The 19,770-nt window shown below is 62.2% G+C and carries 23 protein-coding genes; 9 read left to right on the plus strand and 14 right to left on the minus strand.

Features of this window, described 5'->3' with window-relative positions; all coding sequences use genetic code 11:
* Positions 1 to 33 precede the first annotated feature (33 nt).
* Positions 34 to 459 (minus strand): nuclear transport factor 2 family protein, encoded by a 426-nt coding sequence (locus AA098_RS20585; protein ID WP_003254630.1) that lies wholly within the window; start codon positions 457 to 459, stop codon positions 34 to 36.
* 188 nt (positions 460 to 647) lie between these two features.
* Positions 648 to 905: a DUF2790 domain-containing protein gene (locus AA098_RS20590; protein ID WP_003254632.1), complete on the minus strand. Its 258-nt coding sequence runs from the start codon at positions 903 to 905 to the stop codon at positions 648 to 650.
* A 318-nt stretch (positions 906 to 1,223) separates the two neighbouring features.
* On the opposite strand from AA098_RS20590, the gene AA098_RS20595 reads away from it, so the two are divergent.
* Positions 1,224 to 1,628, plus strand: coding sequence for a GNAT family N-acetyltransferase (locus AA098_RS20595; protein ID WP_003254633.1), 405 nt, complete (start codon positions 1,224 to 1,226; stop codon positions 1,626 to 1,628).
* Here the strand turns inward: AA098_RS20595 and def are convergent.
* From def to AA098_RS20610, 3 genes are all read right to left on the minus strand, one after another.
* Positions 1,583 to 2,119 (minus strand): peptide deformylase, encoded by a 537-nt coding sequence (def, locus tag AA098_RS20600; protein WP_003254635.1) that lies wholly within the window; start codon positions 2,117 to 2,119, stop codon positions 1,583 to 1,585. The genes AA098_RS20595 and def overlap by 46 nt on opposite strands.
* On the minus strand, positions 2,119 to 3,075 hold the full coding sequence (locus AA098_RS20605; RefSeq protein WP_003254637.1) for a YihY/virulence factor BrkB family protein: 957 nt from the start codon (positions 3,073 to 3,075) through the stop codon (positions 2,119 to 2,121). Before AA098_RS20605 ends, def begins: the two co-directional genes overlap by 1 nt.
* Positions 3,076 to 3,235: 160 nt before the next feature.
* A complete protein-coding gene (locus tag AA098_RS20610; RefSeq protein ID WP_003254639.1) occupies positions 3,236 to 3,415 on the minus strand; it encodes a CsbD family protein in 180 nt (59 codons plus the stop codon).
* A gap of 235 nt (positions 3,416 to 3,650) precedes the next feature.
* Between AA098_RS20610 and AA098_RS20615 the strand changes: the two genes are divergently transcribed.
* On the plus strand, positions 3,651 to 4,031 hold the full coding sequence (locus AA098_RS20615) for a hypothetical protein (protein WP_003254641.1): 381 nt from the start codon (positions 3,651 to 3,653) through the stop codon (positions 4,029 to 4,031).
* 5 nt (positions 4,032 to 4,036) lie between these two features.
* Here AA098_RS20615 and AA098_RS20620 read toward each other — a convergent pair whose 3' ends face one another.
* Positions 4,037 to 4,873 carry a S1 RNA-binding domain-containing protein gene (locus tag AA098_RS20620; RefSeq protein WP_003254644.1) on the minus strand — a complete coding sequence of 279 codons (837 nt, stop codon included), beginning with the start codon at positions 4,871 to 4,873 and terminating at the stop codon, positions 4,037 to 4,039.
* Between the two features lie 130 nt (positions 4,874 to 5,003).
* Between AA098_RS20620 and AA098_RS20625 the strand changes: the two genes are divergently transcribed.
* Positions 5,004 to 5,864: a DUF6279 family lipoprotein gene (locus AA098_RS20625; RefSeq protein WP_004576046.1), complete on the plus strand. Its 861-nt coding sequence runs from the start codon at positions 5,004 to 5,006 to the stop codon at positions 5,862 to 5,864.
* A gap of 19 nt (positions 5,865 to 5,883) precedes the next feature.
* Here the strand turns inward: AA098_RS20625 and aceK are convergent, their stop codons facing one another.
* A complete protein-coding gene (aceK, locus tag AA098_RS20630; protein ID WP_003254647.1) occupies positions 5,884 to 7,599 on the minus strand; it encodes a bifunctional isocitrate dehydrogenase kinase/phosphatase in 1,716 nt (571 codons plus the stop codon).
* A 204-nt stretch (positions 7,600 to 7,803) separates the two neighbouring features.
* On the opposite strand from aceK, the gene AA098_RS20635 reads away from it, so the two are divergent.
* Both AA098_RS20635 and AA098_RS20640 read left to right on the plus strand, forming a co-directional pair.
* Positions 7,804 to 8,679 carry a DMT family transporter gene (locus AA098_RS20635; RefSeq protein WP_004576045.1) on the plus strand — a complete coding sequence of 292 codons (876 nt, stop codon included), beginning with the start codon at positions 7,804 to 7,806 and terminating at the stop codon, positions 8,677 to 8,679.
* 13 nt (positions 8,680 to 8,692) lie between these two features.
* Entirely contained in the window at positions 8,693 to 9,151 is a 459-nt protein-coding gene (locus AA098_RS20640; RefSeq protein ID WP_004576044.1) for a DUF4265 domain-containing protein, read from the plus strand.
* A 3-nt stretch (positions 9,152 to 9,154) separates the two neighbouring features.
* On the opposite strand, the gene AA098_RS20645 is transcribed toward AA098_RS20640, so the two are convergent.
* The gene (locus tag AA098_RS20645; protein WP_003254651.1) at positions 9,155 to 10,036 is read right to left on the minus strand and encodes a DMT family transporter; all 882 of its coding nucleotides are present in this window, start codon (positions 10,034 to 10,036) and stop codon (positions 9,155 to 9,157) included.
* A gap of 195 nt (positions 10,037 to 10,231) precedes the next feature.
* Between AA098_RS20645 and AA098_RS29915 the strand changes: the two genes are divergently transcribed.
* Positions 10,232 to 10,360, plus strand: coding sequence for a hypothetical protein (locus tag AA098_RS29915; RefSeq protein ID WP_254913413.1), 129 nt, complete (start codon positions 10,232 to 10,234; stop codon positions 10,358 to 10,360).
* Between the two features lie 110 nt (positions 10,361 to 10,470).
* Here the strand turns inward: AA098_RS29915 and AA098_RS20650 are convergent, their stop codons facing one another.
* The gene (locus AA098_RS20650) at positions 10,471 to 11,406 is read right to left on the minus strand and encodes an aspartyl/asparaginyl beta-hydroxylase domain-containing protein (protein ID WP_003254653.1); all 936 of its coding nucleotides are present in this window, start codon (positions 11,404 to 11,406) and stop codon (positions 10,471 to 10,473) included.
* 173 nt (positions 11,407 to 11,579) lie between these two features.
* Positions 11,580 to 12,554, minus strand: coding sequence for a cysteine synthase A (gene cysK, locus AA098_RS20655; RefSeq protein ID WP_003254654.1), 975 nt, complete (start codon positions 12,552 to 12,554; stop codon positions 11,580 to 11,582).
* 132 nt (positions 12,555 to 12,686) lie between these two features.
* On the opposite strand from cysK, the gene AA098_RS20660 reads away from it, so the two are divergent.
* From AA098_RS20660 to AA098_RS20670, 3 genes are all read left to right on the plus strand, one after another.
* On the plus strand, positions 12,687 to 13,760 hold the full coding sequence (locus AA098_RS20660) for a DUF748 domain-containing protein (RefSeq protein ID WP_054888689.1): 1,074 nt from the start codon (positions 12,687 to 12,689) through the stop codon (positions 13,758 to 13,760).
* 187 nt (positions 13,761 to 13,947) lie between these two features.
* Positions 13,948 to 14,793 (plus strand): MoxR family ATPase, encoded by an 846-nt coding sequence (locus AA098_RS20665; protein WP_003254658.1) that lies wholly within the window; start codon positions 13,948 to 13,950, stop codon positions 14,791 to 14,793.
* Positions 14,794 to 14,806: 13 nt separating this feature from the next.
* Positions 14,807 to 15,985, plus strand: a complete 1,179-nt coding sequence (locus tag AA098_RS20670; RefSeq protein WP_012051509.1) for a VWA domain-containing protein — start codon at positions 14,807 to 14,809, stop codon at positions 15,983 to 15,985.
* 81 nt (positions 15,986 to 16,066) lie between these two features.
* Here AA098_RS20670 and AA098_RS20675 read toward each other — a convergent pair whose 3' ends face one another.
* Genes AA098_RS20675 through AA098_RS20690 form a run of 4 tightly spaced genes read right to left on the minus strand, consistent with a single transcriptional unit; the run spans position 16,067 to position 19,739 of the window.
* The gene (locus AA098_RS20675; protein ID WP_054888688.1) at positions 16,067 to 16,984 is read right to left on the minus strand and encodes a biotin-dependent carboxyltransferase family protein; all 918 of its coding nucleotides are present in this window, start codon (positions 16,982 to 16,984) and stop codon (positions 16,067 to 16,069) included.
* Positions 16,981 to 17,667, minus strand: a complete 687-nt coding sequence (gene pxpB, locus AA098_RS20680; RefSeq protein WP_003254664.1) for a 5-oxoprolinase subunit PxpB — start codon at positions 17,665 to 17,667, stop codon at positions 16,981 to 16,983. Before pxpB ends, AA098_RS20675 begins: the two co-directional genes overlap by 4 nt.
* Positions 17,667 to 18,443 carry a 5-oxoprolinase subunit PxpA gene (locus AA098_RS20685; RefSeq protein WP_064614961.1) on the minus strand — a complete coding sequence of 259 codons (777 nt, stop codon included), beginning with the start codon at positions 18,441 to 18,443 and terminating at the stop codon, positions 17,667 to 17,669. Before AA098_RS20685 ends, pxpB begins: the two co-directional genes overlap by 1 nt.
* A 9-nt stretch (positions 18,444 to 18,452) precedes the next feature.
* Entirely contained in the window at positions 18,453 to 19,739 is a 1,287-nt protein-coding gene (locus AA098_RS20690) for an MFS transporter (protein WP_010955247.1), read from the minus strand.
* Positions 19,740 to 19,770 lie beyond the last annotated feature (31 nt).

A 19,770-nucleotide genomic window follows, 5' to 3' on the forward strand; every position in this document is an offset into this window, starting at 1 on the left:
AGGCATTGGCAAAGTGCGTTTGGCGATAAAGGCTCAGGGCTTGAGATCGAACAGGGCCTTTTGCGTTTCCATGTCGAAAGGCGCCGACCAGTGTTCGTGGATGACCTGCCACTGGCCGCCTTGACGACGATAGCCCACCGTGGCGCGCATGAAGCCGCACTGGCTTTCGTCGTCGCCCGGGCCGCAGCGGTTCAGCCAATGGGCCAGGGCCAGATCGCCAGCGGCGTACACGGTAAGTTGGGCAAGTTCGAACACCATGGGGCCGGTGCACATGCCCATGCACATTTCCCAGTGCGCCGTGTAGGCGGACTTGCCTTTGAATTGCAGAGCCTGGATGGCATCGAAGGCGACGATATCGTCGGCATAGGGGGCGATGATGCCCGGGATGTCGCGATCGCGCACGGCTTGCATCCAGCGCTCGATCAATTGGCGGATTTCGGATTCGGCTGCGGTGCTCATCGGGGGTACCTCCGACAGATCATAGGGGGCACGGTGTGTGACGCGTGCCTTCAGCTATGGTCGAACGGGAAGCGGAGGATTCGACAGGCGGGGACATTATTCTGTATTGGCGGAGCACCTGGGAGATCGGATCGGGGCCAGCAAGTGCCCGCCACAGCGTTTTCAGCCCCTGTGGCGGGCACCGCCAGTCAACCCTGCTGGCAACCTTCTCCCATGGCACGGTACTGGATGGTGTGCACCTGGCCCTGATGGTCTTCATAGGTCATGGTCGCAGGTACCACTTCGCAGACATTGGGGATGGTCGACAGGTTGATCACCCGCTTGATGTCCAGGTTCATCGAGTAGTCGTACTGCTGAGCCACAGGCTCGCTGGAGACGGGTTTGGCCTCATCGGCGAGGGCGAACGAGGACATACCGACCAATGCAAGAATCAGTAATGGTTTCATGTGGTTTTGCCTTTAGAGCGTTCAAGCTGATCGATTGACTTCTATTGCCGTATCCGGCGCGGAGAAGTTGTCATCTAGGGTCTAGATGGCACGAAGTACCGATCCCGCTTCGTACTGCCAGGGGGGATGAAGAAAATTCTACTCCCGGCCAGTAATAGTTGAACCCCGGAGTCGGATATTCACCCTTGCCGGTTTTGCAACAATCTGCGACAAAGTGGCCGCAAATCATCAGGCCAGAGCCTCTGGCCACGTTTCAGGGTAGGACTCACCATTTCTGAAAAATTGTCCTGTTCGACGCTTTCGGACACAGAACGCCGTTTGCTGGACCACTTCTACCGCCAGCACAGCTCACGCATGCGCGCCGCAAGTGACGCCGAACTGTGGGTAGCACGGGCCCCTGGCATCATCGCCGGGCTGAGCCTGAGTGCGGTGGGTGAGGGATTCTGGCTGACGGGCCTGTTCGTCGCCCCGCAGCGACGCAACCAAGGGGTGGCCGCGCAGTTGATCGAGGCAGCACTGGCGCAGGTTGACGGGCCCGTCTGGCTGTTCTGTCATCCCGACCTGACGCCCTTCTACCAGCGCCTGGGTTTCGACCTGGCCCAACAGCTGCCAGAAGCCCTGGCCAGCCGCCTGCTTCGCTATCAGCGCAACAAACGCCTGGTAGCCCTGCAGCGAGGTCAGTCGTCGCTGACCTCAAGCCCAGGGAACAGCACCTCGGTGTAGCCGAACCTGGCAAAGTCCTGGATGCGCGAGGGGTATAGCCGGCCGATCAGGTGGTCGCACTCGTGCTGCACCACCCGCGCATGGAAGCCATCGGCAAAGCGGTTGATCGGGTTGCCCTGGGGGTCGATGCCCTGGTAGCCGATATGCTTGAAGCGCGGCACCACGCCGCGCAAGCCAGGCACCGACAGACAACCTTCCCAGCCGTCCTCGATCTCGCTTGAGGTCGGGGTGATGACCGGATTCAGCAGAATGGTCTGCGGCACCGCCTCGGCATCGGGGTATCGCTCGCTGCGCTCGAAGCCGAAGATCACCAACTGCAGGTCGATGCCGATCTGCGGGGCGGCCAGGCCCACACCGCCTACGTGACGCATGGTTTCGAACATGTCGTCGATCAGTTGCTGCAGTTCGGCACTGCCAAGCATGTGCTCGGGCACTGGCGGAGCGATGCGCAGCAGGCGTTCGTCGCCCATCTTGAGAATGTCACGGATCATCAGGGGTTCGGCTCGACGCTATGAGGCTTGCTCGGGTTCGGGTGCTCGTGACCCAGTACAGTCAAGGTTTCCTTGGGCTTTTCCCCGTCGAAGTCTTTCTCGCCCGGGTTCTTGCCTTCGGCTGACATGTGCTCGATCACCGCATTCATTTCGGCGCCGAGCAGCAGCACGGCAGCCGAAATATAGAAATACAGCAACAGCACGATGATTGCACCAATGCTGCCGTACATGGCGTTGTAGTCGGCAAAGGTCTTCACGTAGTAGGCAAAGCCCAGTGAGGCCACGATCCACACCACAACCGCCAGCACCGAGCCCGGGGTGATGAAGCGAAACTGCTGTTTCACATCAGGCATCACGTAATAGATCAGGGCCACTGCCACCATCAGCAGAATGATGATCACCGGCCAGCGCAGGATGGTCCACAGTGTGACGATGAACTCCTGCATGCCGATCTGGGCGGCTATCCATTCCATCACCTGCGGGCCCAGCACCATCAGCGCTGCGGCCGCCAGCAGCATGCCAGCCAGGCCCACGGTGTAGAAAATGGAAAGCGGGATACGCTTCCACACCGGGCGCCCTTCGGGCACATCGTAAGCGGCGTTCATGGCGCTCATCATCAGGCGCACGCCGGCGGAGGCGGTCCACAGGGCGATCACGATACCCACCGACAGCAGCCCGCCCTTGGATTGTTGCAACTGGTCGATCACCGGGTTCACCTGCTCCAGCGCCTGGGGCGGTAACACCAGTTCCGATTGCAGACGCAGCCAGGAGAAAAAGTCCGGCAAGTGCAGGAAACCGATCAGGGCAATCAGGAACAACAGGAAGGGGAATAGCGAGAACAGCGCCTGGTAGGCCAGCGCTGAGGCATAGGTGGACATCTCGTCGTCGAGGAATTCCTTGACGGTGCGAACCAGCACGCGGTGCAGGGGCAAGCCGCGCAGGTCGGGGAAAATCATAGCGTCTCCTTTCGCCGCTTGATCGTTACACAGGCAAGTCTAATAGACCGTGCCCGTGCTGTGCTGCTCCCGGCCGTGATTGAAGAATTTGCTTACGAATAGTGCCGGCCTCTACGCGGGTTTATCCGCCAGAGGCCGGCACAGGCCGCCTCACCTCAAGTCAAGGCTTCTTCACCGCATCCTTCACATTGCCCTTGATCTGTTGCGCCTCGCCTTTAAGCTCCTGCGCCTTGCCTTCGGCCCGCAGCTTGTCGTTGTCGGTCACCTTGCCAACACCCTGTTTCACGTTGCCGATCGCTTCGTTGGCCAAGCCTTTCGCTTTGTCTTTAGTACCGCTCATGGCAAAACTCCTGCAAATGGAGACACGTGAACCGTGTCGACAGTAGGTTGACCCAACGCCTGGGCCAGGAGTTTCAACGGATTTTCCGGCCAGAAGCCGAACGGTAAAACGGCAGGCGAATACCGCCCAAGCCCACGAAGAGGCCGGCACAGGCACCGCAAGTCACAAACCTTGCCCCGCCCCGTGCCACCCCTCACAATGCAGGCCTTCATAGCGTCAACTCGCAGGAACCTGCATGAAACTCGACAAACCCGCCGCCATCGCCCGGCGCAACGAAGCACTGGCCCGGCCGGTGCTGACCAGCAGCAATACCCTGTTCGCCATCCTGGACAACAAACGCAACCTGTGGTGGTTCGAAGTGCCAGTGGCACTGCTGGGCAAGGGCCAGGCCGACTGGGTCAACCTGCTGCTGCACACGCCAGAAAGCGATGAACTGCAGCACCTGAAGGTGCCCACCAATTTCCTCAAGGCTCACCTGGAGCAAATGGAAGTGCGCAAGCCCGGCAAGCGCCGCTCCACCATCAGCCTGGCCCTCAGCGCCGACCGTGACTCGCTGCTGCGCGACACCCGTCCGGGTGGCGAGCAGCTGGACTTCCGCAACTTCGTACAGGCGTAAGGCCGTCAGGCTTTCTCGATGCGATCGTCATGGATGACGATCAGGCCCTGCTTGAACAACCCGCCAATGGCCTTCTTGAAGTTGCCCTTGCTGACGTTGAACAGCTTGCTGATCAACGCAGGGTCACTCTTGTCGCACACCCCCAACACCCCGCCTTCGGCTTCCAGGCGCGCCATGATCTGCTCTTGCAGGGTGTCCGCCAGGGCGGCGCCTACCGGCTGCAGGCTCAGTGAAAGCTTGCCGTCCTGGCGCACTTCCTTGATGAAACCCTTCTCGTGCATGCCCGAGCGCAAGAACTTGAACACCTCGTTCTTGTGGATCAGGCCCCAGTGGCGGTTGTTGATGATGGCCTTGAAACCCATCGGCGTTTCGCCGGCCACCAGCAGCTCGACCGGCTGGCCAACCTTGTAGTCGGCCGGGGTGACATCGAGGTAGCGGTCCAGGCGCGACGTGGCAGTGATCCGGCGGGTGCGCTTGTCGAGGTACACGTGCACCACGCAGTAATCACCGATCTTCAGCGGCCGAGCCTCTTCCGAGTACGGCATCAGCAAGTCCTTGGACAGGCCCCAGTCCAGGAAGATACCGGCACCGTTGATGTCCTTGACCTTCAGGCTGGCGAACTCGCCAACCTGCACCTTGGGCTTCTCGGTGGTGGCGATCAGCTGGTCTTCGCTGTCCAGGTAGATGAACACGTTCAACCAGTCATCGACCTCGGTCTCGGCGTTTTTCGGGATGTAGCGCCCGGGCAGCAGGATTTCGCCATCGGCGCCGCCGTCCAGGTACAGACCGAAGTCCACGTGTTTCACGATTTGCAAACTGTTATAACGCCCAAGCAGAGCCATTTCCGATGATCCTCAAGACAAGGCGGCTATTCTACACCTGAAGCCACCACATGGCCCGACCACTCATGCAGTGGAACCGCCAGGCCGCACTTGCATCTACCTTCTGGCCAGCCTGAGGAAGGAACAGCACATGCCGCTACGCCTGCCCAAAGCCCTGCTTATCGCCATCGGCTTCGCCCTGGCCTTGGCCGCCTGCAGCCGCATCGACCTGGCCTATCGCAACCTCGACCGCCTGGTGCCGTGGTCGCTGAGCGACTACCTGGACATGAACCGCGAGCAAAGGGCGCTGCTGGACGATCGGTTGCGCGAGCACCTGGCCTGGCATTGCAAGACTCAACTGCCCGGCTACCTCGACTGGCTCGACCGGCTACGTGACCTGGTCGCCGACGACCAGGTCACCGACCAGGCCCTGCAGCAAAGCACCCGGGAGGTCCGTGAGGCAATTGGTCGGGTGGCCGAGGAAATCACCCCTTCGGCCACCGAACTGCTGCGCGGCATGAGCGACGACCAGGTAGCGCAGATGCGTGAAGCCTTCCGCGATGACATCAGTGAGCGGCAAAAGCAGTATGTGGATACGCCATTGCCGAAGCAGATGGCCCGCCGTAGCGAGCGCATGGAAAAACGCCTGACGCCATGGTTTGGCGAGTTGACGGCGGTACAGAAGCAACGCATCCAGACCTGGTCTCAAGCGCTGGGTGACCAGAACCGTGAATGGATCGCCAACCGTGCCCACTGGCAACAGCAACTGCTGTTGGCGATGAACCAGCGCAACGACTCCAGCTTCGAGCCGCGCCTGGCGACCTTGTTGCAGCGCAAGGAGAGTTTGTGGACACCCGAGTACCGGGCGGCGTATCAGAATACCGAGCGACAGGCGCGCAGCCTGCTGGTGGACCTGGTGCGGCAAAGCACCCCGCAACAGCGGCGGTTCCTGCAGGAACGGCTGAGCAAGGTGCGTACCCATTTGAGCGAGATGAAGTGTTTGAAGGCGTGACAGGTCTGTTCGACCTGATTCACCGGGCCTTGCGCCGATACGGAAACACATCGATCACTTTCCCCTCACGTATCGCCGCCTGCAGCCCCTTCCAGTAATCCGCGTCATACAGTTCCCCATGCAAGCGGCTGAACAACCGCCGCTGGCCCATATCGGCAAACAGAAACGGCGGAAACTCTTCGGGGAACACATCATGCGGCCCGATCGAGTACCACGGCTCGCCCGACATTTCGTCCTCCGGGTAACGCGGTGGCGGAATGTGGCGGAAATTCACCTCGGTCAGGAAGCTGATTTCGTCATAGTCGTAAAACACTACCCGGCCATGACGGGTCACACCAAAGTTCTTCAGCAACATGTCGCCGGGGAAGATGTTCGCCGCCGCCAGCTGCTTGATGGCCAGGCCGTAGTCCTCCAGCGCCTCCAGCACCTGGCCCTCGGTGGCATGCTCCAGGTACAGGTTCAACGGCGTCATGCGCCGCTCGGTCCAACAGTGGCGGATCAGCACCGTGTCGCCCTCCAGCGCCACCGTCGACGGTGCCACCTCCAGCAACTCGGCCAGGCAATCCGGCTCGAACTTGCTGCGCGGAAAGCGAAAATCGGCAAACTCCTGGGTGTCGGCCATACGCCCCACCCGGTCGACGCTCTTCACCAGCCGGTACTTGTCGATCACCGTGGCGCGGTCCACGGTTTTCGATGGCGAGAAGCGGTCCTTGATGATCTTGAACACCGTATTGAAGCCGGGCAAGGTGAACACGCTCATGACCATGCCCCGCACCCCTGGCGCCATGACAAAGCGGTCATCACTGCTGGCCAGGTGGTTGATCAGCGCGCGGTAGAACTCCGACTTGCCCTGCTTGTAGAACCCGATCGAGGTGTATAGCTCGGCAATGTGCTTGCCCGGCAGGATGCGCTTGAGGAAATTGACGAACTCGGCGGGCACCGGGACATCGGCCATGAAGTAAGAGCGGGTAAACGAAAAGATGATCGACACCTCGGCCTCGTCGGTGATCAGTGCATCGGCTTCGATACCGTGGCCCTCGCGGTGCAACAAGGGAATCACCAACGGCCACTGCTCATCGCTGTTGTACAGGCGGCCGACCAGATAGGCCCCCTTGTTGCGGTAAAGCACGGGTACAAACAGCTCCACGGCCAGCGCCGGGTCCTTGCACACCCAGTCGGGCAGGCATTCGCGCAGTTGTTCTTCCAGCCGCGCCAGGTCGCCTTCCAGGTCGCCATACGGCATGTCGAACGGGTAATCGGCGAACACCGCGCGCAGCAAGTTCCTGAGACTGCCGTCAAGCCGATAGGTACGGGTTTGCGCCGCGCGCTCGCGGCCGCGCATGGAAGGCCGGGTCGTGTGGATGAACATGCAGCCGTCGCTGATCAGGTCATGGCTGAACAGGCTGCAAAACAGCGAGTTGTACCAGGTCTCTGCCAGCTCGTCGTCCAGGCGGGGGTCAATCAGGTGGATATAGGCGTTTTTCACCAGCGGCCACTGTTCCACGTCCAGCAACACCTCTGCGGCAAAGGCCTGGCGCAGCCAGCCATTGACTTCGGCGACTTTCTCTTCGTAGAGATTGATGCGGGCGGCGGCGGCCTGCTGAATATCCTGCCAGCGCGCCTGCTCGAAGCGCTGGCGAGCACCCAGGGTGATGCGCTGGAAATGATCGCGGTAGTCGTCGAAGCCGGCGAGGATCATCCGGGCGATTTCGACAGCGGGCCAGGGCTGGGACATGCGTGGGGCCTCGGAGCTGGGATTGAGTACAGAGCTTAGCCGCCCTTGGGTTCATGGGTTACGGCCATTGAAGGCCCGAGCTGTAGTTGCAGCTGCCTTGCCCAGAGCCCCGCAGCCCAAGAGGAATTACACAGCAAGAAAGCACAAGAATCCCCCCGCCCCGTGGCGTACACTCGCGCCCCTGCCTTACCTCCGGAGACCGTTGTGAGCCCCATCGCCCTAGCCCGCCTGCTGACCCTTGCCGCCGTCTGGGGAGCGAGTTTCCTGTTCATGCGCATCATCGCCCCCGAACTGGGCACGGTGCCGACCGCGTTCTTCCGGGTTTCGATCGCCTGCCTGGGCCTGATCGTGCTTCTGGCCGCCGCCCGCGTGCGCTGGGACTTCCAGGGCAAGCTCGGTGCGTGCCTGGTGCTGGGCATGATCAACTCCGGCATCCCCGCCACCTTCTACTCGGTGGCGGCCCAGGTGCTGCCGGCCGGCTATTCAGCGATCTTCAACGCCACCACTCCGCTGATGGGTGTGCTGGTCGGCGTACTGTTCTTCCGCGAGCCAATGACCCTGGCCAAACTCTGCGGCATCTTCCTTGGCCTGTTCGGCGTCGGCATCCTCAGCGGCGCCGGCCCGGTGGCACTGGACATGGCCCTGCTGCAAGGCGCCCTCGCCTGCCTGGCGGCCACCACCTGCTACGGCTTTGCCGGGTTCCTCGCCCGCCGCTGGATCAGTGGCCTGGACAGCCGTCTTTCCGCGCTGGGCAGCATGCTCGGCGCAACGCTCATGCTGACCCCGCTGTTCGGCTGGAGCGCACTCACCCAACCGCCCGCCAGCTGGGGGGGCTGGGAGGTGTGGTTGTCGTTGCTGGGGCTGGGTTTGCTGTGCACCGCCTTTGCCTACATCCTGTACTTCCGCCTGCTCGAGGAAATCGGCCCGGTAAAAGCCAGCACCGTAACGTTCCTGATCCCGGTATTCGGCGTATTGTGGGGGGCATGGCTGCTGAATGAGCCGTTGTCGATGGCGCACCTATACGGCGGCCTGCTGATTGGCCTGGCCTTGTGGCTGGTGCTGCGCCCGGCGCGCAGCTGAAGCGGAGTACGGCATGAACAGCGCGTACAAAAAGGTCCTGTTCCGCCTGGAACAGGACGAGAACGGCTACCCACCGGCCTCGGTCGAGGGCCTGTGGGCCAAGGCCGTGGAAGGCGGCTACGCCATCGACAACATACCCTTCCATGTCTATGGCATCGCCCCGGGCGACGTGATCGACACCCGCGAGGAAGCAGGCGAAACCTGGTTCGCAGCGCTGCGCCACAGCAGCGGCAGCTCGGTGTTCCGGGTGGTCGTCAAACCACCGGAAACCCTCGACCAGGTGCGCGCAGCATTGCTGGATTTCGGCTGCGCCTGTGAAACCGAGCAGGCAGTGAAGATGTTGGCGGTCGAGGTCCCGCCGCAACGCTCGCTCGATACCCTGCTCTACTACCTGCTCACCCAGCGCGAAGCCGGCTTGCTGGACTTCGAGGAAGGCGTGTTGCGCCACGCCATCCCCGAAGAATTCCGCTAGGGCCTACGCCTCGGCCAGGCGCGCGGCAGGCTTGCGAAACACGAACAGCAGCCCTACCACGATCAGCCCCATGCCCAACAGGCTGAGCGGTGCCAGGCGGTTACCGAAGATCAGCAAGTCCATTACCGCAGTCACTGCCGGCACCAGGTAGAACAGGCTGGTGACATTGACCAGGTTGCCCTTGGCGATCAGCCGGTACAGCAGCAAGGTTGCCAGCAGCGAGACCACCAGGCCCATCCACAGCAGCGCACCGACGAAGCTGCCGGTCCACTCGACATGAAGCGGTTGCAGAGGTGCGAACAGCGCGCACATGGCAAAGCCGGCCAGGTACTGCAGCGGCAGCGTGCCCATGGGGTTGTCGGTAATGCGCTTCTGCAGGATCGAGCCAAAGGTCATGCTGACCAACGCCAGCAGGGCGAACAGCATGCCCGCCAGCGATACCCCGCCCAGGTTGATGCCCTGGTAGACCACCATGATCAAGCCACCCAACCCCAAACCCAGGCCGAACAAACGGCTCCAGGAGCGCTGGCGTTCCATCAGCACCACGGTGAGGATCGGTTGTACCCCCATCACCGTGGCCATGACGCCGGGGGTGACATGGGTATCAAGCGCCAACAGATAGAAGATCTGATAGGCACCGAGCAGCACACAACCGGTACCCAGGGCGCGCAGAATGCTCCCGCGAGTACGCGGCCAGCGCAGCCCTAGCAACGGGCCGATCAGCAACAGGCCGGCCAGGGCCAGCGCCGAGCGCAACAGCAGAAAGGCAAACGGGCTGGCATGCGCCAGGCCGAGCTTGGAGACGATCGCCCCGCTGCTCCACAGCAGGACGAACAGGCAGGTAGTGGCCGCCGAGGCCACGGACGTTTTGGTAAAGACAGACATGAATTGCCACCTGATAGTAGGCAGATAAGCCAAACGGACGGCGTGCGCTTCAACGTGAGCAGTAGCCGACCGTGTTCAGTACGTTGCGCGTGCGAAGGGTTGCGGCACGAAGCCGATCAGCCCAGCACAACCACGCAATGAGGCGGAGCTACGCCGCCTACGACGCCACTGACAGGTGGTGGGGAGTGACAGATCATGACCGGCTGCTGGCTACCACGCACGACCAAGCCCGCGACTGGCGCGATGGCAAAGCGTTTGGTGGAAGGGATGGCTGGCATGAACGCGGTCTTTGAGAAAGTGAATGTTCTGGAATATAGCGAGTGATTCTTCGCGGCACAAGCCCGCTGCCACAAGCGCACCCTCGTCCTTGAAGGATGAGGCGCACCGGTGGCAGCGGGCTTGCCCCGCAAAGGGGCCGGTTAACGCAGAAAAACTCAGAACAACCAGCGATACAACAGATACGCCACCACCACCGCCAGTACCGGCCGCAGCACGCGGTAAGCCTTGGGGTTGGCGCGCTTGAACTGCTTCACATGGCTGCTGATCCTGTTGCTGAAGCGCTTGCTCCAGGCGTACGCCTGGTTGATCCCGCCCACGCGCTCGTCGTCGGTGTTCTGCGGCGCGGTGGCGCGGCCGAGGAAGGCACTGACCTTACGGTTGATGCGCGTCATCAGCGGGCTACTCAGCGGGCGCTCGATGTCACAGAACAGGATCACGCGGGTTACGTCGGTTTCGTTCTTGACCCAGTGCACGTAGGTTTCGTCGAACATCACGTCTTCGCCATCACGCCAGGCGTACTGCTCACCGTCCACGTAGATGCGGCATGCGTCGGAGTTGGGCGTGGACAGCCCCAGGTGATAACGCAGCGAGCCTGCGAACGGGTCGCGGTGCGGGTTCAGGTGGCTGCCGCCGGGCAGCAGGGCAAACATTGCGCCCTTGACATTGGGGATGCTGCTGACCAGCTCGACAGTGCGCGGGCACAGGGTTTGCGCCGAAGGCAGGGGTTTGTCGTACCACTTCAGGTAAAAGCGCTTCCAGCCTTTCTTGAAGAACGAACCGAAGCCTGCGTCGTTATCTTTCTCAGCGGCACGGATATAGCCTTCGTCGAACAGGCGCATGGCCTCTTCGCGAATTTCCTGCCAGTTGTCCTTCAACACGTCCAGCTCCGGGAAGCGCTGGCGATCCAGGTAGGGCTTGGACGGCACGCCGGAAAACAGGTACATCAACGCGTTATAGGGGGCGAACAGCGCCGAATGGTTGACGAACTGGCGCAACACCGGCAGGCGGGCCTTGCCGCGCAGGTGCACGAACAGCACGCTGCCGAAAAACACCAGCAAGACACCCGCCTTGGCTGCAAAGGAAAAGGTCATGCTTTCACTCCTTGGGGAAGAGCCAGGGCTGCGCTGCCTGCTCTCCAGAAAATCATCCTGCCATCATAAACCGATCCCGCCGCGGTAAAAACAACCCGGGCGGGATCGCATTCATGAAGATTTTGCAATAAACCAGGCCGCCGATTGTTGCGCCGGATCAGCGGGAAGGCCGATTACTGCTGGTTTTCCTGCTCGCTGAACATGTCGCTGAACAGCATGCTCGACAAGTATCGCTCGCCCGAATCGGGCAGGATTACGACGATGGTCTTACCCTGCATTTCCGGTTTTTCGGCCAGGCGCACCGCTGCCGCCATTGCCGCACCGCAGGAAATACCACAAAGGATGCCCTCTTCCTGCATCAGGCGAATCGCCATGGCCTTGGACTCTTCGTCGGTCACCGTCACCACTTGGTCGACGATCGACAGGTCGAGGTTTTTCGGCACGAAGCCGGCGCCGATGCCCTGGATTTTGTGCGGGCTGGGCTTGAGTTCTTCGCCGGCCAGGGTCTGGCTGATCAGCGGCGATGCCACGGGCTCCACTGCCACCGACAGGATGGCCTTGCCCTGGGTATGTTTGATGTAACGCGACACGCCGGTGATGGTGCCGCCAGTGCCCACACCCGCCACCAGCACGTCGATGGCGCCGTCCGTGTCGTTCCAGATCTCAGGGCCGGTGGTTTTCTCGTGAATGGCCGGGTTGGCCGGGTTTTCGAACTGGCCCGGCAGGAAGTACTGCTCCGGGTCGGAGGCGACGATTTCGTTGGCCTTCTCGATGGCGCCCTTCATGCCCTTGGCCGGATCGGTCAATACCAGCTCGGCGCCCAGTGCCTTCAGCACCTTGCGGCGCTCCAGGCTCATCGAGGCGGGCATGGTCAGCATCAGCTTGTAGCCGCGGGCGGCGGCGACGAAGGCCAGGCCGATACCGGTGTTGCCCGAGGTGGGCTCGACGATGGTCATGCCCGGTTTGAGCTTGCCGCTGCTTTCGGCGTCCCAGACCATGTTCGCGCCAATGCGGCATTTGACCGAGTACCCGGGGTTGCGCCCTTCGATCTTGGCCAGGATGGTCACGCCGCGCGGGGCGATGCGATTGATCTGCACCAGCGGCGTGTTACCGATGGAGTGGGCGTTGTCTGCAAAGATACGGCTCATGGCAGGGGTCCTTGGCATGAAAAAGCAGGGAAATGCCTCAAGGGTAAGCCTGCGGCGGTGGCCCGTAAAGCCTGTTCGAACTCAGCCCGGCACGTTGCGGTCAACCGCACATCCCGCCTTGGAGACAGCCTCATGAAAGCCCGCTATCGCTGGCCGCTGGTCGGCCTGGCCAGCCTGATCGTGCTGCTGGTGGCGCTGCACCTGGCCCTGCCCTACCTGGTGCGCGACTACCTCAACGACAAGCTGGCCGACATGGGAGACTACCGCGGCCAGGTAGCCGATGTGGACCTGGCCTGGTGGCGCGGTGCCTATCAGATAAACGGGCTGAAAATCGTCAAGACCACCGGCAAGGTGCCCGTACCGTTTCTCGACGCCCCACTGATCGACCTCTCGGTGAGCTGGCATGCGTTGTGGTACGACAAGGCAGTGGTGGCGGAGGTGACCTTCGTGCATCCCGAGCTGAATTTTGTCGACGGTGGTAGCAAACAGGCGTCGCAGACCGGCCAAGGTACCGACTGGCGCCAGCAGCTGGAAAAACTCCTGCCCATCACCCTCAACGAAGTGCGTATCGACAAGGGCGTGCTGACGTTCCGCAACTTCAATTCCAAGCCACCGGTCGACCTCAAGGCCACCCGGTTGAACGCCAGCATCCGCAACCTGACCAACGTGCGCGACCAGAAAGGCCGTCGCGACGCAAGTTTCGAAGGCACGGCGCTCATCGCGGGGGATGCGAACGTAGAAAGCCGTGCCACCTTCGACCCTTTCAGTGATTTCGACGACTTCGAATTCAGGCTTCGCGCCACCGGCATCGAGCTGCGCAAACTGAATGACTTTGCCAGCGCCTACGGCAAATTCGACTTCAATGCCGGGCACGGTGACGTGGTCATCGAGGCCCAGGCAGAAAACGGCCGGCTGAACGGCTATATAAAACCGCTGCTGCGTGATGTCGACGTGTTCGACTGGCAACAGGACGTCGAGGAAAAAGACAAGGGCTTCTTCCGCTCGGTGTGGGAGGCCTTGGTGGGGGCGACCGAGACGGTGCTGAAGAACCAGCCGAAAAACCAGTTCGCTACCCGGGTGGAGCTCAGCGGCAGTGTGCGCAAACAGGATGTCAGTGCCTTCGAGGCGTTCTTGCAGATCCTGCGCAACGGGTTTGTCCAGGCATTCAATGCGCGCTATGAGCAACCAGCGCCGAAGTCTGACTGAGACAGCGTGACGGGGCATTCAGGGACTGAATACCCGGTCTGCGTTTGCAGCCGCCTGGCCCCGCGTTATAGTCGGAAACAAATCCGGATTATGTGCTGCCTGTTCGGGCCGCTTCGCGGGTAAACCCGCACCTACAACCCTGTACCGCGAAAAGGCCCGCACAGCCCTAAACAGAGGACACCCCCCCATGAAGTTCGAAGGCACCCGCGACTACGTCGCCACAGACGACCTGAAACTGGCGGTAAACGCGGCCATTACCCTCGAACGCCCGCTGTTGGTCAAGGGCGAACCGGGCACCGGCAAAACCATGCTCGCCGAGCAGTTGGCGGCCTCGTTCGGGGCGCGCCTGATCACCTGGCACATCAAGTCCACCACCAAGGCCCACCAGGGGCTCTACGAGTACGACGCGGTCAGCCGCCTGCGCGATTCGCAGCTAGGCGTGGACAAGGTGCACGATGTGCGCAACTACCTGAAAAAGGGCAAGCTCTGGGAGGCCTTCGAGGCCGACGAGCGGGTCATCCTGCTGATCGACGAAATCGACAAGGCCGATATCGAATTCCCCAACGACCTGCTGCAAGAACTCGACAAGATGGAGTTCTACGTTTACGAAATCGACGAGACCATCAAGGCCAAACAGCGTCCGATCATCATCATTACCTCGAACAACGAAAAAGAGCTGCCGGATGCCTTCCTGCGCCGCTGCTTCTTCCACTACATCGCCTTCCCCGACCGCACGACCCTGCAGCAGATTGTCGACGTGCACTACCCGAACATCAGCCAGTCGCTGGTCAGCGAGGCGCTGGATGTGTTCTTCGACGTGCGCAAGGTGCCGGGCCTGAAGAAAAAGCCGTCCACCTCCGAGCTGGTCGACTGGCTCAAGCTGCTGATGGCCGACAACATCGGTGAAGCGGTGTTGCGTGAACGCGACCCGACCAAGGCCATCCCGCCGCTGGCCGGTGCGCTGGTAAAAAACGAGCAGGATGTACAACTGCTCGAGCGCCTGGCCTTCATGAGCCGGCGCGGCAACCGCTGACAGGAGCAGGGCCATGCTGCTCAATCTGTTCAATGAGATGCGTGCGGCCAAGGTGCCGGTTTCGGTGCGTGAACTGCTCGACCTGCACCAGGCCTTGCAAAAGCGCGTGGTGTTCGCCGACATGGACGCGTTCTACTACCTCGCCCGCGCCATCCTGGTGAAGGACGAACGCCACTTCGACAAGTTCGACCGTGCCTTCGCAGCCTACTTCAAGGGCCTGGAAAACCTTGACCGGCACATTGAGGCACTGATCCCCGAAGACTGGCTGCGCAAGGAATTCGAGCGCTCGCTGACCGATGAAGAACGCGCGCAGATCCAGTCGCTCGGCGGCCTGGACAAGCTTATCGAGGCCTTCAAGCAGCGCCTCGAAGAGCAGAAGGAACGCCACGCTGGCGGCAACAAGTGGATTGGTACCGGCGGCACCAGCCCATTCGGCTCGGGTGGCTTCAACCCCGAGGGCATCCGCGTCGGTGACGCCGGCAAGCGCCAGGGCAAAGCAGTAAAAGTCTGGGACCAACGCGAGTACAAGAACCTCGACGACCAGGTCGAGCTTGGCACCCGCAACATCAAGCTGGCCCTGCGCCGGCTGCGCAAGTTCGCCCGCGAAGGCGCCGCCGAAGAGCTGGACATCGACGGCACCATCGACCACACCGCCCGTGATGCCGGGTTGCTGAACATCCAGATGCGCCCCGAGCGGCGCAACACCGTGAAGCTGCTGTTGCTGCTCGACATTGGCGGTTCGATGGATGCCCACGTCAAAGTCTGCGAAGAGCTGTTCTCGGCCTGCAAGACCGAGTTCAAGCACTTGGAGTATTACTACTTCCACAATTGCGTTTATGAGTCGGTGTGGAAGAACAACCTGCGCCGCACGTCCGAACGTTTTTCCACCTTCGACCTGCTGCACAAGTACGGCGATGACTACAAGGTGGTGTTCGTCGGTGACGCGGCCATGGCGCCCTACGAGATCACCCAGCCGGGTGGCAGCGTAGAGCACTGGAACGAAGAAGCCGGGTATGTGTGGATCCAGCGCTTCATGGAAAAATTCAGGAAGGTCATCTGGATCAACCCGTACCCCAAGCAGGCCTGGGAGTACACCGCGTCGACCCATCTGGTGCGCGACCTGATCGAGGACAAGATGTATCCGCTGACCCTGCAAGGGTTGGAGGACGGGATGCGCTACCTGTCCAAGTGAGGTTGCCTGCTCCAACATCACCGTCAAGGCATGCACAGGACGTGTGTAGGAGCGGGTTCACCCGCGAAGAGGCCGCCCGCTCTACCGCCAACGGTTCAGGTAATCCTGCTGCTCCCGCCAGGCCTCGTCCTGCACCACCGCCCTGAACCGCACCACCGCCCCCGGCATGCACTGCGCCAGTTGCGCCAGCGCCAGCGGCGTCAGCGCGCCCAGCCGCGGGTACCCACCAATGGTCTGCCGGTCATTGAGCAACACGATCGGCTGCCCGTCCGGCGGCACCTGTACCGCTCCCAGCGGGATCCCTTCGGAGATCATCGGCGCCCCTTGGTACACCAGCTGCGGCCCCAACAACCGGATGCCCATGCGGTCGGCCCGGCTGTCCAGCGTCCACTCCCGGTTGAATGCCTCGAACAGGCTGGTACCGCTGAATTCACCGATCTGCGCGCCCATCACCAGGTCGAGCACCGGCTTTGGGGCGAACTGTGGGCACAACGCGTGCGGCACTTCGCGCAGGGGTGCACTGCTACCGGTAAAAGCCAATGCCTGGTTTCTAGCCAGCGCAGCCCCCTGGCCATCGATGCCACCCAGTGCTTCACGTACCACGGTGGCACAACTGCCCAGCACCTCCTCACCCAGGAACCCACCCGGTGCCGCCAGATACGCCCGCACACCCACTTTGGGCTGCTTCAGGGTCAAGCGCTGCCCCTTGGCCAGGGCAAAGCTGCGCCATGGCGCCAGCGGCTGATCATCGACACACGCATCCAGGTCGGCACCGGCCAGGGCCAGCACGCAATCCTGTTCGGCCACCACGCAAAAACCACCCAGCGCCACCTCGACCACCGGCGCCCCCAACGGGTTGCCCAGCAGCCAGTTGGCCCAGTGCATCGCCACCCAGTCCAGCGCCCCGCCCTGGGTCACGCCAAGGTGGCGCACGCCGAAGCGCCCGGCATCCTGTAACTGGCACAACGGCGTACTGGCCTCAATCATCAACTGCTTCATCCCTGCGCCTCCACATCACCACCCATGGCCAGGAATTCGCTGCGCGAAACCGGCACGAAGCGCACCCGGTCACCGGGTTGCAAAAGGCTGTAACCCTCACGCTCACGGTCGAACAACCGCACCGGGGTGCGCCCGATCAGGTTCCAGCCACCCGGCGATACTGCCGGGTAGGCCGCCGTCTGGCGCTCGGCAATACCCACGCTGCCCGCCGCCACGCGCTTGCGCGGGGTACTCAGACGAGGGCTGGCCAGGCGCTCGTCGACCAGGCCCATAAAGCCGAAACCAGGCGCGAAGCCCAGGGCAAACACCGGGTAATCACGTTCGCCGTGCAACCGAACAATCTCCGCTTCACTCAAGCCGCTGCGGGCCGCCAGCACAGGCAGCTCGGGGCCGACACTGGCGTCGTACCACACCGGGATCTCGTGTCGGCGGCCGCCACTGCCGGTGTCAGGCTGCAAGCCGTCCAGCGCCTGAGCGATTCGCGCCCTGGCCTCGCCTGGCGGCAGGGCAGACTGCACCATCAGCGTGGTGTAGGACGGCACCAGGTCCAGCAGGTGCTCGCCGAACGCCGCGCTCAAGCGCCGGCTGGCGGCGAGCATCCATGGCATGTTGGCCTCATCGATACGGTCGAACAGGCGGACCATCAGGCTGTCGATGGCGACCACTTCAATTCGCGGCTTCATCACACCTCCAGCCCATCGAGGGCCTGGCGAATCTGCCGCACCGCCGCCACCGAACTGTCGTTGTCGCCATGCACGCAGAGGGTGCGGGCGGCAAGCTGCAAGGCACTGCCATCGTCAGCCAACAGCGCTTCGCCTCGGGCCAGACGCACCGCCTGCTCCACCACCCGCGCCGGGTCGTGATGCACCGCGCCCGGCAGGCGCCGCGACAGCAGATGGCCGCTGGCGGTGTAGGCGCGGTCTGCGAACGCCTCGAACCACAGCGGCACGCCGATTTCATCGCCCAGTGCCTGGGCGGCACGGTTGTCGGCGGTGGCCATCAGCATCAATGGCAGGTTGCTGTCATAGTTCGCTACGGCCTCCAGCACGGTACGCAGCTTGAGCGGGTCGGCCATCATGTCGTTGTACAGCGCGCCATGGGGCTTCACATAGGCCACACGACCACCCAGCACTTTGCAGATGCCATCCAGCGCACCGATCTGGTAATGCAGCAGGTCGCGGATTTCTTCCGGGCTGCAGGCCATGGAACGGCGGCCAAAGCCGACCAGGTCCGGGTAGGCCGGATGAGCGCCGATAGTCACCCCGTGCTCCAGCGCCAACGTCACCGTGCGACGCATGATACCGGGGTCGCCAGCGTGGTAGCCGCAGGCGATATTGGCGCAATCGATGTAAGGCATGACCTCGGCGTCCTGGCCCATGCGCCAGCTGCCGAAACTCTCACCCATGTCGCAATTGAGTAGCAGGCGTTCCACCACGCGGTCTCCCTTGTCGTTGTGCATAGGCCTACCTTACCGCGCCTGCAGCTGTTTGCCGCGGGTTTCAGGCAAGCTCAAGGCCGCCACGATCACAATGCCGTAGGACACCGCAGAAAACACGCCGATACCCAGGCCCAGCGGAACATTCTGGCCGAGCATGCCGATCATCAACGGAAACAGCGCGGCAATGACCTTGCCGATGTTGTAACAGAAGCCCTGCCCCGAACCCCGAATGCGCGTGGGGAACAGTTCGGTCAGAAACGCCCCCATGCCGCTGAAGATACCCGAGGCGAAGAAGCCCAACGGGAGGCCCAGCCACAGCATCACGCCATCGCTGACCGGCATCTGCGTGTATAACAGCACAATGACGAAGGAGCCCACGGCGAACAGGATGAAGTTCTTCTTGCGCCCCAACAGGTCGGACAGATAAGCACTGACCACATAGCCCATGTACGAGCCGACGATCACCATGGCCAGATAGCCCCCCGTGCCCAGCACACTCAGGCCGCGTTCGTTCTTCAGGAAGGTTGGCAGCCACGAGGTGATGGCGTAGTAACCGCCGAGCGCGCCGGTGGTCAGCAGGGATGCCCGCACGGTGGTCCAGAGCATGCCCGGCGCGAAGATTTCGTAGAAGCGCGAGGGTGCCTCGGCGTTTTCCACTGCCTTGGCCTTACGATAGACCTCAGGGTCCTTGACCAGGCGGCGAACGAAGATCACGAAGATTGCCGGTACCAGCCCCAGCAGGAACAACGCACGCCAGGCCTGCTCTGCCGGCAGCCAGGAGAACAGCAGCGCATAAAGGATGGCCGTGAGGCCCCAGCCAATTGCCCAACCGGACTGCACCATGCCCACCGCCTTGCCGCGGTCCTGGGCGCGGATCACTTCGCCGATCAACACCGCGCCGGCGGTCCACTCGCCACCGAAGCCAAAGCCCATCAGGGTTCGGGCAATCAGCAATTGCTCGTAGTTCTGAGCGAAGCCGCACAGGAAGGTGAAGAAGGCGAACCACAACACCGTCAGTTGCAGGGTACGCACCCGGCCGATGCGGTCGGAGAGGATACCGGCCACCCAGCCTCCTACAGCCGAGGCGATCAGCGTGCTGGTGTGGATCAACCCGGCTTCGGTGGTGGTGATACCCCACAGCATGATCAGCGTAGGGATGACGAAACTGAGCATCTGTGTGTCCATGCCGTCCAGGCCATAGCCAATCTTGCAGCTCCAGAAGGTACGTCGTTGCTGTTTGTCGATGTCACGGTACCAGGCGAAAGGCCCGGACGAAGGGAGGGTACTGACCTGCTGCTGCACGCCGGTGGGGTTCATGGATGCCTCGGCTTGTTGGTATTGTTTTATG

Source organism: Pseudomonas sp. JY-Q, from assembly GCF_001655295.1.
GTDB classification, from domain to species: domain Bacteria; phylum Pseudomonadota; class Gammaproteobacteria; order Pseudomonadales; family Pseudomonadaceae; genus Aquipseudomonas; species Aquipseudomonas alloputida.

Excerpts from the sequence above, each read along its gene's own strand:
- AA098_RS20585 (WP_003254630.1), bottom strand. The coding sequence starts at position 459 with ATGAGCACCGCAGCCGAATCCGAAATCCGCCAATTGATCGAGCGCTGG.
- AA098_RS20590 (WP_003254632.1), bottom strand. The coding sequence starts at position 905 with ATGAAACCATTACTGATTCTTGCATTGGTCGGTATGTCCTCGTTCGCC.
- def (WP_003254635.1), bottom strand. The coding sequence starts at position 2,119 with ATGATCCGTGACATTCTCAAGATGGGCGACGAACGCCTGCTGCGCATC.
- AA098_RS20605 (WP_003254637.1), bottom strand. The coding sequence starts at position 3,075 with ATGATTTTCCCCGACCTGCGCGGCTTGCCCCTGCACCGCGTGCTGGTT.
- AA098_RS20610 (WP_003254639.1), bottom strand. The coding sequence starts at position 3,415 with ATGAGCGGTACTAAAGACAAAGCGAAAGGCTTGGCCAACGAAGCGATC.
- AA098_RS20615 (WP_003254641.1), top strand. The coding sequence starts at position 3,651 with ATGAAACTCGACAAACCCGCCGCCATCGCCCGGCGCAACGAAGCACTG.
- AA098_RS20620 (WP_003254644.1), bottom strand. The coding sequence starts at position 4,873 with ATGGCTCTGCTTGGGCGTTATAACAGTTTGCAAATCGTGAAACACGTG.
- AA098_RS20625 (WP_004576046.1), top strand. The coding sequence starts at position 5,004 with ATGCCGCTACGCCTGCCCAAAGCCCTGCTTATCGCCATCGGCTTCGCC.
- aceK (WP_003254647.1), bottom strand. The coding sequence starts at position 7,599 with ATGTCCCAGCCCTGGCCCGCTGTCGAAATCGCCCGGATGATCCTCGCC.
- AA098_RS20640 (WP_004576044.1), top strand. The coding sequence starts at position 8,693 with ATGAACAGCGCGTACAAAAAGGTCCTGTTCCGCCTGGAACAGGACGAG.
- AA098_RS20645 (WP_003254651.1), bottom strand. The coding sequence starts at position 10,036 with ATGTCTGTCTTTACCAAAACGTCCGTGGCCTCGGCGGCCACTACCTGC.
- AA098_RS29915 (WP_254913413.1), top strand. The coding sequence starts at position 10,232 with ATGACCGGCTGCTGGCTACCACGCACGACCAAGCCCGCGACTGGCGCG.
- AA098_RS20650 (WP_003254653.1), bottom strand. The coding sequence starts at position 11,406 with ATGACCTTTTCCTTTGCAGCCAAGGCGGGTGTCTTGCTGGTGTTTTTC.
- cysK (WP_003254654.1), bottom strand. The coding sequence starts at position 12,554 with ATGAGCCGTATCTTTGCAGACAACGCCCACTCCATCGGTAACACGCCG.
- AA098_RS20660 (WP_054888689.1), top strand. The coding sequence starts at position 12,687 with ATGAAAGCCCGCTATCGCTGGCCGCTGGTCGGCCTGGCCAGCCTGATC.
- AA098_RS20665 (WP_003254658.1), top strand. The coding sequence starts at position 13,948 with ATGAAGTTCGAAGGCACCCGCGACTACGTCGCCACAGACGACCTGAAA.
- AA098_RS20670 (WP_012051509.1), top strand. The coding sequence starts at position 14,807 with ATGCTGCTCAATCTGTTCAATGAGATGCGTGCGGCCAAGGTGCCGGTT.
- AA098_RS20675 (WP_054888688.1), bottom strand. The coding sequence starts at position 16,984 with ATGAAGCAGTTGATGATTGAGGCCAGTACGCCGTTGTGCCAGTTACAG.
- pxpB (WP_003254664.1), bottom strand. The coding sequence starts at position 17,667 with ATGAAGCCGCGAATTGAAGTGGTCGCCATCGACAGCCTGATGGTCCGC.
- AA098_RS20685 (WP_064614961.1), bottom strand. The coding sequence starts at position 18,443 with ATGCACAACGACAAGGGAGACCGCGTGGTGGAACGCCTGCTACTCAAT.
- AA098_RS20690 (WP_010955247.1), bottom strand. The coding sequence starts at position 19,739 with ATGAACCCCACCGGCGTGCAGCAGCAGGTCAGTACCCTCCCTTCGTCC.